Below are 13,557 nucleotides of genomic sequence, written 5' to 3' on the forward strand. Positions count from 1 at the left end.
GGAGTCCGAGGTCGGGGCCGAGGAGGAGCACAGCCGGCCCGAGGCGATGCACCAGGCGGCCTTCATGGGGGTCGTCCTCGAGCTGCCGAACATCCATCCCTCGGTCGTGCTGCAGGAGATCGACCCGCCCATGAGGGAGCTGCGGGTCACGATCGCCCAGCCCGAGGGCGTCGCCATCGCCTACGCCTGGCGAGGCATCGCCACGCCGCGACCCCTCACCCATGACCTGCTCACCACCATCCTCCAGCGCTTCGACCTCCAGGTCGACGCGGCGCGGATCATCGGGGTGGACGGACCGGTCTTCCATGCCGAGCTCGCCCTCTCGGGCCCTACCGGATCACAGACGGTGGCGTGCCGACCGTCGGACGCGCTCGCCCTTGCCCTGCGCCAGCCGCTGCCGGTCCCGATCATGGTGGCCGAGGAGGTCCTGGTGACGGCCGGCCGCATCCCCGGCGCCTGAGCTGTACTGCTGGCGGCCTCGCCGCCCCGGGCGGGCCCCAACCAGGCCGACGGCCGAGCCAGCGCCCGCTGCTCAGCCGGCGGCCACTGCCACCCGGTCGGCGCTCGGCGGGACGGCCTGCTGGACGTTCTCGTCCGAGACCCGGACCACCAGCGCAATCAACACGTAGTTGGCGAGAAGCGAGGACCCCCCGTAGGCGACGAAGGGCAGGGTCACGCCTGTGAGGGGCAGCAACCGCACCACCCCCGCCATGATGAAGAAGGCCTGGAACCCGATGGCGGCGGCGATGCCGGCGACCAGCAGCTTGGCGAACTCGGACCTCGCCACGAGGGCGGTCCGGAGGGTCGCCCCGACCAGGAGGAGGAAGGCCATGACGATCCCCACCGTGCCCAGGAGCCCGGTCTCTTCGCCGATGGCAGCGAAGATGAAGTCGCTGGTGGCGATCGGTATGAGCCCAGGATGACCGAGCCCGAGCCCGGACCCGGCGAGCCCGCCGGAGCCGAGCGCGTACTGGCCCTGCACCACCTGATAGCCGATCCCGTTGGCGACCTTCCAGGGGTCGAGCCACACGGTGATGCGGTCGTTGACCTGACCGAAGAGGTGGGAGGCCACGAAAGCGCCGACGACGAAGAGGATCGCCCCCACCACCAAGTAGGTGGTCCGGCCGGTAGTCATCCACAGCATCGAGATGAACAGGACGAAGATGAGGAGCGAGAACCCCACGGAGCGCTCGGCCGTCATCACGAGCATGGCGAACCCCCACGCCACGAGGACAGGGCCGAAGGGTCGGGGATCGGTGAACAGACGGTTGCCGATCCGAACGGTGGGAAGGGTGAGGATCTCCCGCTTCTCCACGAAATACGACGCGAAGAAGATGATGAGGGCGATCTTGGCCAGCTCGACGGGCTGGAAGGTCACCGGCCCGAGCCGAACCCACAGCCGGGCGCCGTTGATGTTCTGACCGAGCTTGGGAGCGAGCGGCACGAGGAGAAGGGCCAACCCCGCGAATGCCACCAGGTACCGGTAGCGGGCGAGGTCTCTCGAGTGGCGTATCACGACCAGGGTGAGCACGTACACGCCGACGCCGAGACCGGTCCACACGGCCTGCAGCCCGGCAAGCTTGTAGTCGAGGCGGGCAATGACGACATAGCCGAAGCCGTTGAGCAGGGCGGCGATCGGAAGGATCACCGGCGTGGCGTCAGGCACCATCCACCGATTCGCCAGGTGGGCGATCAGGGCCAACCCGAAGATGACCCCAAGGAAAGGGCCCACGTTGGCGGGTATCGAGGCGGTCTTGCCCAACGAGGCCAGCACGTAGGCGAACCCGACGACCATGCTGCTCAGGATCAAAAGGCCCAGCTCGGTCCGCCGCCTGGACGTAACCGCACGGCGTCTCGGTCTCACCGGCAGGGAATCCTACTGCTCGAACCAGGACGCCCTGGAGCGGCGCTCGCTCGAACGGACACGGCTGTCAGCGCCATGGGCCGGGCTAACCTTGGGCCATGGCGGTGAACACCGGCCACATCCTTTCAGGAGGGGACGAGGAGCCGGTCGCCGGGGAGGCTCTGGATCCTCGCCAGCCCGCCGTCCGTTACCTGAACCGCGAGCTGTCGGAGCTCGACTTCAACGCCCGTCTGCTGGACCTGGCGGAGGGCGCTGACGTCCCGCTCCTCGAGCGCGTCAAGTTCCTCGCCATCTTCAGCGAGCGGCTCGACGAGTTCTTCCAGGTGCGCGTGGCCGGCCTCAAGGATCAGGTGGCCGCGGGGCTCGTGTCACAATCACCCGACGGCCGCAGCCCGGTCGAGCAGCTGCAGGCCATTCGTCCGAAGCTGGAGCAGATGGTCGCCCGCCAGAGCGACATTTTCCTGGGACAGATCGCGCCCTCGCTGGACGAGACCGGGCTCCACCTGTGCAGCTGGGACAGGCTGGACGACGATGACCGCAAGCACCTCGACGAGGTCTTCGAGGGGCTGGTCTTTCCGGTCCTGACCCCGCTGGCGGTCGACCCTGGGCACCCGTTCCCCTACATCTCGAACCTCTCGCTCAACCTCGCGGTGATGGTGACCGATCCCGTCACGCGCGACCAGCGCTTCGCCCGCGTCAAGGTGCCGCCGTTGCTACCCCGGTTCCTCGTCCTGCCGGGCGGGGATCGATTCGTGGCCCTGGAGGAGGTGATCGCCGCCCACCTCGATGCGCTGTTTCCGGACATGGAGATCGGGGCCCACTACCCCTTCCGGGTGACCCGCAACGCGGATCTCACGCTCGAGGAAGGCGAGGCCGACGACCTGCTCGTTGCCGTGGAGATGGAGCTCCGGCGACGGCGCTTCGGGCGGGCGGTACGACTCGAGATCGATGCTGCCGCCGGTGCCGAGGTGGCCGAGCTGCTGGCTCGGGAGCTCGAGATCGGCCCCCACGACGTGTACCGCGTCGAGGGACCACTCGGCCTGGAGGGCCTGTGGGCGGTGCACGCCCTCGAGCGGCCCGACCTGCACGACCCGCCGTGGGCACCCATGACCCAGCCCCGGTTGGCGACGGCGGGGGACGAAGCCGTCGACCTGTTCGCCGTGATCCGAGAGCGCGACGTGCTCGTCCATCACCCGTACGACTCGTTCGCCACGTCCGTCGAGGCTTTCATCGCCCAGGCCGCCGACGACCCGCACGTGCTCGCCATCAAGCAGACGCTGTATCGGACATCGGGCGACAGCCCGATCGTGCACGGTCTCATCCGAGCGGCCGAGCGGGGAAAGCAAGTGGCGGCGCTGGTGGAGCTCAAAGCCCGTTTCGACGAACAGGCCAACATCGCCTGGGCGAAGGCACTGGAAGAGGCGGGTGTTCACGTCGTCTATGGCCTGGTCGGGCTCAAGACGCACTCCAAGACCGCGCTCGTCGTGCGCCAGGAGGAAGACGGCGTCGTCCGCAGGTACTGCCACGTCGGCACCGGCAACTACAACTCGAAGACCGCCCGTCTGTACGAGGACGTCGGGGTGCTGTCGGCCGATCCGGCCCTGGGGGCCGACCTGACCGACCTGTTCAACTTCCTGACCGGCTACAGCCGGCGGTCGACGTACCGCCGGCTGATCCTGGCGCCGGTGGCCATGCGGTCGCGGATCATCGAGCTGATCGAGGCCGAGGCGGCTGCGGGACCCGCCGGGCGGATCGTCATCAAGGTGAATGGCCTCGACGATCCGGCGATCATCGACGCGCTCTACGCGGCGTCCACCGCCGGCGTGCCCATCGATCTCGTCATCCGGGCCATCTGCTGTCTGCGCCCGGGCGTGCCCGGGCTGTCGGAGACCATACGGGTCCGATCGATCGTGGGCCGCTTCCTCGAGCATTCGCGGATCTTCAGCTTCGGCGGAGTCGGAGACCGCCCCGAAGTGATGCTCATCGGCTCGGCCGACCTCCGCCGGCGCAACCTCGACCGGCGGATCGAGGCCACCGTTCCCGTTGTCGACCCCGAGCTTCGGGGCCGGCTCCGGGAGGTGCTGGACCTGCTCCTGGCCGACGACACCCAGGCGTGGACGCTGGGTCGGGACGGCTGCTGGTCGAGGGTCCCGACCGAGGTGGGGATCAGCACCCAACGGCGCCTCATGGAGGCGGCCCGCGAGCGGGCCCAACGGCGGAGGGAACCGGACCACCTGGCATCGGTGCCCCGGACGTAGGCGTCCATGGGGATCGAGCGGGAGATCAAGCTGGCGGCGCCGCCGCATTTCGAGCTCCCCGACCTCACTGATGCGATCCCGGACGCGGTAGTGACCGCCATGCCGTCCCGTCGATTGCGCGCCACCTATTGGGACACACCGGACCTGCGACTGGCCCGGTCCGGCGTCAGCCTGCGGTACCGGGTCGAGGAGGGCGAGGACAGCAGCGGGGGGCGGTGGACGCTGAAGTTGCCAGGCGAGTCCCGTACCTCGGCCCTCTCTCGCCGAGAGCTCGACTTCGAGGGCAGCCCAGGATCGGTGCCGCCGGAGACAGCGAGGCTGGTCCGCGCCTACGTCCGCAGCTCGACGCTGGGGCGCGTGGCCCGCCTCGACAGTCGGCGGGCGCGACTCGAGGTGGCCGAAATGTCTGGCCGTCCGCTGGCGGAGGTGGACGACGACGTCGTCTCGGTGATGGACGGCCGCCGCGTTCTGGCTCGATTCCGTGAGGTCGAGGTCGAGCTGGCACCCGACGCCCCCGACTGGATCGCCGACGAGGTGGCCAAACGCCTGCGTGAGGCGGGCGCGGACGACCCTGTCCCGCTCCCCAAGGTCGTGCGGGCCCTCGGTCCCCAGGCTCAGGCGCCTTCCGACTCCCATGTCGACCCTCCGACCGAGGGCGCGCGCGCGACGGAGATGGTGCAGGCTGCGCTGGCGTCGGGTGTGACCCGGTTGATCACCCATGATCCGGGCGTGCGCCTCGATGAGGATCCGGAGGAGGTCCACCAGGCTCGGGTGGCGACAAGGCGTCTACGTTCCGATCTGCGGACATTCCAGAGCCTCGTCGACCCGGAGTGGGCCGAGGGATTGCGTCGGGAGCTCGGGTGGCTGGCCTCGCCGCTGGGAGAGGTTCGTGACGCCGACGTGCTCCTCGATCGGCTCCGGAGCGAGACGGACCGCATGCCGGCCCAGGACCGTCCGGCGGTCGGCGTCCTGGTCGACCAGTTGGTGTCGTCTCGAGCCAAATCCCTGCAGACGTTGTTCGAGGCGCTCGACAGCAAACGGTACGTCGCTCTTCTCGATGCCCTTGTCGGCGGCATCGCCGAGCCCCGGCTCACGCCGGCCGCCGAGCAGCCGGCCGAGGAGGTGGCGTCGACCCTGGTCGGCAAGGCGTGGCGCAAGCTGCGCCGGTCGGTCTCGGATCTCGGGCTCGAGCCCGAGGACACCCAGCTCCACCAGGTTCGCATCAAGGCCAAGCGCTGCCGGTATGCGGCCGAGGCCGTGATCGGCATCGAGGGCCGCCCGGCCAAGCGGTTCGCCAGCGCCGTCGCCGGCCTGCAGGACGTGCTCGGTCGGCTTCAGGACGCGGTGGTGGCCGCCGCCTGGCTGCGCAAAGCCATCACCCAGGACACGTCCACCGACCAGGCCGTCGCCATCGGCGAGCTGCTCGGCTTCGCCACGGTGGCCGCCGAGGAGTCGCGCCATGGGTGGCCCGAGGCGTGGAAGGGAGCCCGGCGCAAGTCGCTGCGATCGTGGCTGACCTGAGCGGCTGGCCGGGGAGGCCGGCCGAGGAGACCGCCGGCCCGGGAGGCCGGCCCGAGGAGACCGCCGGCCCGGGAGGCCGGCCCGAGGAGACAGCCGACGAGCCGGTCGTTCATGCAGCCGGCGGGGTCGTGTGGCGGCAGGGCGAGCGCAATGGGATCGAAGTCGTGCTCGTGCACCGACCGCGCTATGACGACTGGTCGCTCCCGAAGGGCAAGCTCGACGCCGGTGAGGACCACGCCGCCGCCGCCCGGCGCGAGGTCGAAGAGGAGACGGGCCTCACGTGCGAGCTGGAGGAGGCCCTGCCGGAGAACCGGTATCGCGACCGGCGGGGCCGGCTGAAAATCGTGCGTTATTGGATCATGCATCCGGTGGCGGAGGCCAGCGTGCCTTCTGCCTACGCCACGGGCGAGGTGGATCAGGTGGTCTGGCGTACGGTCGACGACGGCGTGGCCCTGGCGACCTACGAGCGGGACCGGGAGCTGATCCACGCTGCAGCGGCGCTCGTGCGCGCTCGGACGTAGCATCGGAAGGTGACCACGCGGATCCTGGCGGTGTCGGTCTCCGACGTCCTGGCGGTGATCGCCCTGATCGTGGCGGTGAGCGTCCTGCTCTCGGTCGTGGCGGGCGTCGTGGTGGCGCGCCGGCTCAAGCGCCCTCTGCTCTTGGCTCCTGGTGCACGGGGGGTCTCGGTTCCGCTCCGCTGGCGCTGGTCGTTGTCACCTGCAGCGGTCCTGCATCGCCGGCTCGTGCTGGCCACGAACTCCGTGCTGTCGGCGGGTCCGATCGAGGGCACGCGGTGGGGCGGAGTCCGGCAGGAGGCGCCGTGGCAGGAGCTCCTCCAGGACCTCCTCGACCTGGCCGTCTCGGTGGATCGCCGCCTGGTGGCCGCGGAGCGGCAGCCTCGTGGCCTGCGGCGGAGGCTGTACGCCGAGATCGAGCCCCAGGTGACGAAGGTGGAGCAGGTCGCCGAGCGCATGCGCAGCACCGTCAGCGCCAAGGCGCTGGGCGGCAGCGATCGCTCGGCCGAGGACGTCGTCGCCCGCCTCGACGCCATCGACGCTGCCCTGGGCGAGATCCAGGGGCTCGATCCGGAGAAGGCCCTCGAACGGGGCGCCGACCCCACAGGCCGGCCCGAGCAGGCGTCGGGCCCGGGGACGGCCCCGCCCCCGGCAAGCGGTGCCAGGACGTCCTCCGGGACCAGCTGGACCGAGAAGGTCCCCTGGCCGGGCCAGCGACGCCCTGAGCGCCGCGGCGGCTGAAGCCCCCCTGGGCCCTCCGCCGGGCCCGTCAGTCGGGCGGAGCGTCCTCCTCGACCGGGGTCCCGCCACGAGTGCCACTCGTCTGCTGCCCGCCCCCGTCGCCGTCGGTCCGGCTGTGCGGCGACCGCAGCCCGTGACGGGCGGCCCACTGGCGCCGATCCTCCGCCTGCCGCCCGGCGGCCTCGGCCAGCTCCTCGAGCTCCTGGGCCCGGCGCCGACGTGACGCGCCTGGCTCGACCCGCAGCGAGAGATAGGCCAACGCACCCACGGGGATCGGGAGCCAGAAGTTCACCAGCCGATAGGTGATCACGCCGAGGATGGCGATACCCCGGGGCGAGCCGAATCCGACCAGGGTGGGCACGAGGACACCCTCGACGATCCCCAAGCCGCCCGGTGTGATGGGAATGACGGCCAGGACGTTGGCCAGGCCGTAGGCCACGAGCAGGCCGTATGGGCTCGTCAGGTGACCGAAGGCGGCGAGGAACACCCACAGCGACGACGCGTCCAGCAACCAGAATGCCGCGGCCCAGGCGATGGCCCGCGCCAGGAGCGGCCGGTCCCGCGACAGCTCGCGCAGGCGGGCGGCCAGCCGTCGGACGCCGGCGGTGACCACGTCCTCGTCGAGGAAGGGCACCCGGGATGCCACCCAGCGAAGGATGTCCGCCGCCCGTTCCTCCCCCCGGGTGAACAACATCACGAGGGCGGCGACAGCGGCCATGAGGAGCGCGCCGACGATCGCGGCGATCCCGTACAAAGGGTTGAAGCCGTTCAATGGGATGGAGATGACCAGGGCGATCCACAGCAGGACGTTGAGCACCACGGCGGAGCCGATGCCCTGGGTGGCCACCGCGAACGTGGCGTCGGCGCCGCTCACGCCGGACTCGGTGAGCAGGCGCAGGCCGACCGGGGTGCCCCCGGCCGTACCCGCGGGCAGGACGTGGCTCACGGCCAGCGTGGACATGTTGATCCGGAGGATCGTGAACCGGGACGGCGCGCCGTGGGGAAGGACGGCCCTGGTCAGCTGGGAGTAGGCGAGCAGCGCGGCCGCCTCCAGGGCGACACCGGCGGCTGCGTAGCCCAGATTGACCTGGCTGATGAGGTGGAGGGAGCTCTCGGCGCCGGCGAGCTGGGGGAGCACGAGGTACTCGATGACCAGGCCCAGAGCGAGAAGGGTGACGGCGTGTCGCACCGAGCGGGAGACGAAGCTCCTGCTGCCCGCACGGCGTCGGGCGTTGCGCCACCAGTGGGACTGCTCGTCGGTGTTCGTCATCGGGCCTCGGCGGTCATCCGAACGCGCCGCGTCGCATGCCTCCATCGTTGCATGGCGTTGGCGCCCCGCGGCAGACGGGTATGCCGGTCCTGTCACCAAAGGCCGGGTGTGGTCCCGTATGCTGCTCGGGCATGAGGGTCCTGGTCGTCCTCCCGACCTACCAGGAGGCTGAGAACATCGCCACCGTCCTGCGGCGTGTCCGCGCCGCCGAGGGGGCCGCGCACGTGCTGGTCGTCGACGACGCCAGCCCGGACGGGACTGCCGATCTGGCCCTTGCGGTGGGCGAAGAGATCGGGGCTGTCGATGTGCTGCGGCGCCCAGGCAAGGCTGGCCTCGGAAGCGCCTACCGGGACGGTTTCGCCTGGGGCCTGGAACGAGGGTTCGAGGCCTTCGTGGAGATGGACAGCGACCTGTCGCACGACCCTGCGGCACTTCCCGATCTGCTCGTTCCCCTCGGCCATGGTGCCGACGTCGTGGTCGGTTCCCGCTACGTCCCCGGGGGCTCGATCCCGCAGTGGGGGGTGCACCGCCGGGCGCTCTCCCGCACCGGCAACGTGTACGCGGCCGTCCTCCTGGGGCTCCATGTCACGGACCTCACTTCGGGATTTCGCGCCTACGCCGCCGGCATCCTCCGTCGCATCGACCTGGGGGCGGTGCGAGCTGACGGCTACGGATTCCAGATCGAGATGGTGTATCGCGCCGCGCTCGCCGGCGGGCTGGTCACAGAGGTGCCCATCCGCTTCGTCGACCGCGTCGAGGGCCGCTCCAAGATGTCGATGCGCACCATCGTGGAGGCGCTCGCCCTGGTGACGTGGTGGGGCGCCACCCGGGTCGTCGGTCGCCGGACGGCGTCTCGGACAACGGAAGTGGACCCTGGCGTGGGAGCTCCTCGCCAGCCCGCGCCCTGACCGGCTGACTCAGGTCCCGACCACACCGTGGTCGCCGAGCGCCCCGACCTTCCAGTCTCGGGCCCGAACGCGCTCGGCTAAAAGCGGAAGGGATCCCAGGGCCGTCTGCCAGGCTCCGGGAGACGACGCGCAGTCCGAGTCGTGCAGGACGACCGTCGCTCCGGGGACGAGCCCGCGTTCCACCTCGGCGATCACGCTCCTCGGCGTGGCCGCAGCCCGCCAGTCCCTTCCCCACGACGTCCACAGCACCATCTGGAGCTGGAGGCGCCGTGCCGCGAGCAGGGTCCCGCTCGAGATGGCGCCATAGGGGGGACGGAACCAGACGGGTCGGCGGCCGGTCGCGTCCTCGACGACGCTGACCGCGCGCCCCAGGTCGGTCAGTACCCCCTTCGGCGAACGCTGCAGGTGCGAGCGGTGGTCGTCCGCGTGTACGCCGATCTCGTGGCCTGCCGAGGCCACCTCGGCGGCGAGCCCGGGAGCTCGGCGGACCATGGCGCCCAGCATGAAGAACGTCGCCTTCCATCCGAGCCCGGCAAGGGCCTCGAGGAACGCCGGGGTCGATCGGGGATCGGGGCCGTCGTCGAAGGTGAGCGCTACATGGCCGGGCCGGCCCACGCCGTGCAGTCTCGGAAGAAGGCGATGGGCTGAGGGGGTCACCCGGATCACGGACGGCCCGACGTGGGCCACGGCCAGGGCCGCGGCGGTCCCCATGACAAGGCTCTGTCGGGGGGAGAGGAGAGTGCTCGTCATCTGAGCACAACGTATCGTCGCGTCACGATGCCCGTTCTCGCCGCCCTGGGCGCGGCCCTGCTCTACGCCGTGGCGTCGGTGCTCCAGCAGCGGGCTGCCGGCGAGGCCCCGGCCGACCGGGCGCTCCGGCTGCGACTGCTCGTTGGCCTGTTCGCTCGGCCGCTGTGGCTGATCGGCATCCTGGCTGACGGCGCCGGCTTCGTCCTGCAGTTCGTCGCCCTCGACGAGGGTTCCCTCGTCCTTGTCCAGCCGCTGCTCGTGAGCGGGCTGCTCTTCGCCCTGCCAGTGGGGGCGTGGCTCACCCATCGCCACCTCACGCCCATCGAGTGGTTGGGGTCGGCGGCAACCGTCGCCGGGCTCGCGCTGTTTCTCGTCGTCGCCGCCCCGGCTCCCGGCCATGACAAGGCAAGCGACCTTGCGTGGATCATCACCGGCGTCTGCACCCTGGTGCCCATCGCCGTCATGGTTGCCGTCTCCCGCTCGACCGGCGGCGCAGTCCGGGCCGGCCTCCTGGCTGCCGCGGGGGGCATCTTCTATGGCCTGGCGGCGGCGCTGACGAAGGTGACGGCACAGGAGTTCCACGAGGGCGTTGTCCACACGCTCACCACCACGTGGGAGCCCTACGCCCTGGTCATCTGCGCCGTCGTGGCGATGGTCGTCGTCCAGAGCGCGTTCCAGGCCGGTCCCCTCCGCTGGTCGTTGCCGACCCTTACCGTGGTCGATCCTGTGGTGAGTGTCGTGATCGGAGCGCTCGCGCTCGGCGAGCGCATCTCGACGGTCGGGGCTGCGCCCGCTCTGGAGATCGTGGGGCTCGTCGCCATGGCGGCGGGCGTCTTCCTCGTGGCCCGCTCTCCGCTGGCGGTGGGAGCGGAGGAGACGACTACGACCAGTGTCTGAGGCGGGTTGCGCGGCGGCATACCCTGACGCCTGGGTCCGGTGAGCGGCCACCCTCCCCGGCTGCAGGCCAGCGACCGCGGCGGAGGCCCCGTGGTCGTGCTGGTCCACGGGCAGCCCGGGCAGGCGGCCGATTGGCGCGAAGTGGCCGGATCCCTCGAGGCCAGCAACCGCGTCGTCGTTCCGGACCGCCCCGGCTACGGGCGGACGGGCGGTCCGGCTGTGGGGATGGAGGCCAACGCGGAGGCCCTCGGTCGGCTGCTCGACGACTACGGAGTCGAGTCGGCAACCATCGTCGGGCACAGCTTCGGCGGTGGCGTGGCCCTCGCCCTGGCGCTGCGCCGCGCCGAGCTCGTTCGTGGGCTGGTGCTGGTCGGTTCCGTCGGCACCGCGAGCAGCCTCGGGCCCCAGGATCGCGTGCTCGGATTGCCCGTGCTGGGCGAGAGCCTGGCGTTCACGGGGCTTGCGGTCTCGCGCTGGCTGCTGCCGGCGCTGCGCCGACGGTCCACCCGGCTCCCGCCGGCTGTGGCCACATGGTTGCGGGCCGTGCCGGAGCCGCGGCCGAATGACCACAGCGGCGGGCGCCCGAGCACGGCGATGTGGCGCAGCTTCGTCACCGAGCAGAGGGCCCTGCTGGCCGAGACCCCGGCCCTCGAGGCCGGGCTGGGCTCGCTCCGGACGCCCACCGCCGTCGTCGCCGGATGCCGGGACCGGGTGGTCCCGGCCCGGGCTACGGCTGATCTCGCCGAGGCGATCCCCGGGGCGGAGCTGGTCTGGGTACCCGGCGCCGGTCACCTCGTGCCCCAGGAGGCCGCCGGCGTGCTGGTCGCCATCATCCGCCGCTATGCATACGACAGATGAGGCCCTACTGGGGGAGATAGGCGTGACCCGAAGCGTTGATGGGAACATGAGTCACTGGGGTGGTCGGCTGGTGCCCAGCCGGAAGCGTTGGCAAGCGGAACGACGAGAGAGTGAAGTTCGGGACCGGGCGATCGGCTCGACCCGGAGGCATCCCAACCGGGGGGCCAGTCACATGGGGTTCGGCGATGCCGGTGTGCACGACAACTGCGACGCCGGAGGAGCCAGTGGAATCGATTCGATGGGCAGCTTGGGACGTCGAGCGGTGGCGTCAGCACGCCGCGTGCGGGGAGGTGGATCCCGACGTCTTCTTCCCCGTCGGAGTGACGGGCGCGGCGGTGACAGCCATCGCCGCAGCCAAGGCGATCTGCACCGGGTGCGCCGTCCGAGCGGAGTGCCTGGAGTTCGCCGTCACCACCAACCAGGAGTACGGCATCTGGGGCGGCACCAGCGAGGAGGAGCGCCGCGACATCCGGCGAGCCCGCCGGGTCGCTCGACGCCTCCGCCGAGCCTCCTGAGGCGCTCACCCCCGGGAGCGCGCCCCGATCGCGTCGGCGGGCGCCGGGCGGTCCACGCGGCCGTCAGGCCGGGGTGAGGCGGCCGGTGCCCGTGGGCCACCGCCGAGCGCTTGCGCATCGGAAGTGGACGACGTGACGGGCGAGATGATCGCCGGTCGGTACCGGTTGGGGCAGCCGCTCGGCAGCGGCGGCATGGCCGAGGTCTACGACGCCATGGATGAGCGGCTGGAGCGGCCGGTCGCCGTCAAGTTGCTCCGGGCCGACCTGAGTGGGGAGCCGGCGCTCCGCCAGCGGTTCGAGGTCGAGGCCCGCTCCGCGGCTCGTCTGGTGCATCCCAACGTCGTCGGTGTGTTCGACACCGGAGAGCTCGGGGACAGGCCCTACATCGTGATGGAGCGGCTTCCCGGCGCAACCCTGGCCGACCGTCTCCGGGAGGGGCGGATGGACGAGCCCGGGACGCGGCGCCTGGCCTCGGAGGTGCTCGGTGCCCTCGCCGCCGCCCACGCCGCCGGAATCGTGCACCGTGACATCAAGCCTTCGAACATCCTGTGGGCGCGCGACGGTTCCGTCAAGGTGGCCGACTTCGGCATCGCCAAGGGCCTCGAGCCCCTCCTCGACGCCCAGACGGGCGATCTCACCGGGACCAACCTCGTCATCGGCACTCCCGCCTACCTGGCCCCCGAGCGCCTGGCCGGCGAGCGGGCCACGCCCAGCTCGGACCTCTGGTCCCTCGGCGCGGTGCTGTACGAAGCCCTCGCCGGGGTACGTCCGTTCTCCCGCGCCACGGCGCTCATCCCGGACCCCGAGCGACCCGAGCCCGTCCCCCTCGATGTGCGCAGGCCAGGTGTCGACCCCCGGCTGGCGGCGGCCATCGAGCGGGCCCTCGCCCGGTATCCCGAGCGCCGCTTCGGCTCGGCGGTCGAGATGGCTGCGGCCGCGGGCCTGAGCCTGGCAGGCGCGTCCGCTCTGGCGGCGGGCGCCGATCAGGCCACGGCCAGGCTGGAGAGCGAGCCCGCGGGACCGACGGCGCTCACGGACGGGCGGACCGCCGTACTCGGAGGCGACGAGGTCGCCGGGCCGCCACTGGCGCCGCCACGCCCGCCGCCGGGGGGTGACGAGCGGGCCCGTCGACTGCGCGCCCTCGCCTTGCTGGCTGTGGTCCTGGTCGCGCTGGCTGCCATCGGCATCGCCCTGGCCGTCAGCAACAACGGCGGGTCGACCCCCACCACCACGACGACGACGCCATCGACGACCGCCGTGACCCGCCCGCCCACGACCCGCCCCCCGGTCACGACCACGACGTCGCGCCCGACCACCACCACGACCGCCCCAACCACGACCACCTCGTCCAGCACGACGACCTCGTCGACCACGTCGACCACGAGCGGAGTCCTGGGGCGGAACGGCGGTCGTGACCGCAAGGGTGCCAACGCGGCCGACAGCGGTGGCGGCTGACC

Annotated in this window: 13 protein-coding genes; 10 read left to right on the forward strand and 3 right to left on the reverse strand. The window is 71.4% G+C overall.

Annotation, left to right across the window (positions count from 1 at the left end; translation table 11 throughout):
* On the forward strand, positions 1-460 hold a 460-nt coding region (locus VGF64_09025), incomplete at its 5' end, for a bifunctional nuclease family protein (GenBank protein ID HEY1634885.1).
* A gap of 72 nt (positions 461-532) precedes the next feature.
* On the opposite strand, the gene VGF64_09030 is transcribed toward VGF64_09025, so the two are convergent.
* Positions 533-1,795, reverse strand: a complete 1,263-nt coding sequence (locus VGF64_09030; protein HEY1634886.1) for an FtsW/RodA/SpoVE family cell cycle protein — start codon at positions 1,793-1,795, stop codon at positions 533-535.
* Positions 1,796-1,962: 167 nt separating this feature from the next.
* Here VGF64_09030 and VGF64_09035 point away from each other — a divergent pair, with 167 nt between their 5' ends.
* Genes VGF64_09035 through VGF64_09050 form a run of 4 tightly spaced genes read left to right on the forward strand, consistent with a single transcriptional unit; the run spans position 1,963 to position 6,902 of the window.
* Positions 1,963-4,122: an RNA degradosome polyphosphate kinase gene (locus VGF64_09035; GenBank protein HEY1634887.1), complete on the forward strand. Its 2,160-nt coding sequence runs from the start codon at positions 1,963-1,965 to the stop codon at positions 4,120-4,122.
* A 6-nt stretch (positions 4,123-4,128) separates the two neighbouring features.
* A complete protein-coding gene (locus VGF64_09040) occupies positions 4,129-5,643 on the forward strand; it encodes a CYTH and CHAD domain-containing protein (GenBank protein HEY1634888.1) in 1,515 nt (504 codons plus the stop codon).
* Entirely contained in the window at positions 5,631-6,164 is a 534-nt protein-coding gene (locus VGF64_09045) for an NUDIX hydrolase (GenBank protein ID HEY1634889.1), read from the forward strand. The genes VGF64_09040 and VGF64_09045 overlap by 13 nt, the downstream gene beginning before the upstream one ends.
* Positions 6,165-6,173: 9 nt before the next feature.
* The gene (locus VGF64_09050; protein HEY1634890.1) at positions 6,174-6,902 is read left to right on the forward strand and encodes a hypothetical protein; all 729 of its coding nucleotides are present in this window, start codon (positions 6,174-6,176) and stop codon (positions 6,900-6,902) included.
* Between the two features lie 28 nt (positions 6,903-6,930).
* Here the strand turns inward: VGF64_09050 and VGF64_09055 are convergent, their stop codons facing one another.
* On the reverse strand, positions 6,931-8,172 hold the full coding sequence (locus VGF64_09055; GenBank protein HEY1634891.1) for a YbhN family protein: 1,242 nt from the start codon (positions 8,170-8,172) through the stop codon (positions 6,931-6,933).
* A 131-nt stretch (positions 8,173-8,303) separates the two neighbouring features.
* Here VGF64_09055 and VGF64_09060 point away from each other — a divergent pair, with 131 nt between their 5' ends.
* A complete protein-coding gene (locus VGF64_09060) occupies positions 8,304-9,080 on the forward strand; it encodes a polyprenol monophosphomannose synthase (GenBank protein ID HEY1634892.1) in 777 nt (258 codons plus the stop codon).
* Between the two features lie 9 nt (positions 9,081-9,089).
* Here the strand turns inward: VGF64_09060 and VGF64_09065 are convergent, their stop codons facing one another.
* On the reverse strand, positions 9,090-9,830 hold the full coding sequence (locus VGF64_09065; GenBank protein HEY1634893.1) for a polysaccharide deacetylase family protein: 741 nt from the start codon (positions 9,828-9,830) through the stop codon (positions 9,090-9,092).
* A 27-nt stretch (positions 9,831-9,857) separates the two neighbouring features.
* On the opposite strand from VGF64_09065, the gene VGF64_09070 reads away from it, so the two are divergent.
* From VGF64_09070 to VGF64_09085, 4 genes are all read left to right on the forward strand, one after another.
* The gene (locus VGF64_09070; GenBank protein HEY1634894.1) at positions 9,858-10,727 is read left to right on the forward strand and encodes a DMT family transporter; all 870 of its coding nucleotides are present in this window, start codon (positions 9,858-9,860) and stop codon (positions 10,725-10,727) included.
* A gap of 39 nt (positions 10,728-10,766) precedes the next feature.
* Positions 10,767-11,585, forward strand: coding sequence for an alpha/beta hydrolase (locus VGF64_09075; GenBank protein HEY1634895.1), 819 nt, complete (start codon positions 10,767-10,769; stop codon positions 11,583-11,585).
* A 224-nt stretch (positions 11,586-11,809) separates the two neighbouring features.
* Positions 11,810-12,100, forward strand: a complete 291-nt coding sequence (locus VGF64_09080) for a WhiB family transcriptional regulator (GenBank protein HEY1634896.1) — start codon at positions 11,810-11,812, stop codon at positions 12,098-12,100.
* A gap of 123 nt (positions 12,101-12,223) precedes the next feature.
* Positions 12,224-13,555 (forward strand): serine/threonine-protein kinase, encoded by a 1,332-nt coding sequence (locus tag VGF64_09085; GenBank protein HEY1634897.1) that lies wholly within the window; start codon positions 12,224-12,226, stop codon positions 13,553-13,555.
* Positions 13,556-13,557 lie beyond the last annotated feature (2 nt).

This window comes from Acidimicrobiales bacterium (genome assembly GCA_036491125.1).
In the GTDB taxonomy this organism is placed as follows: Bacteria; Actinomycetota; Acidimicrobiia; order Acidimicrobiales; family AC-9; genus AC-9.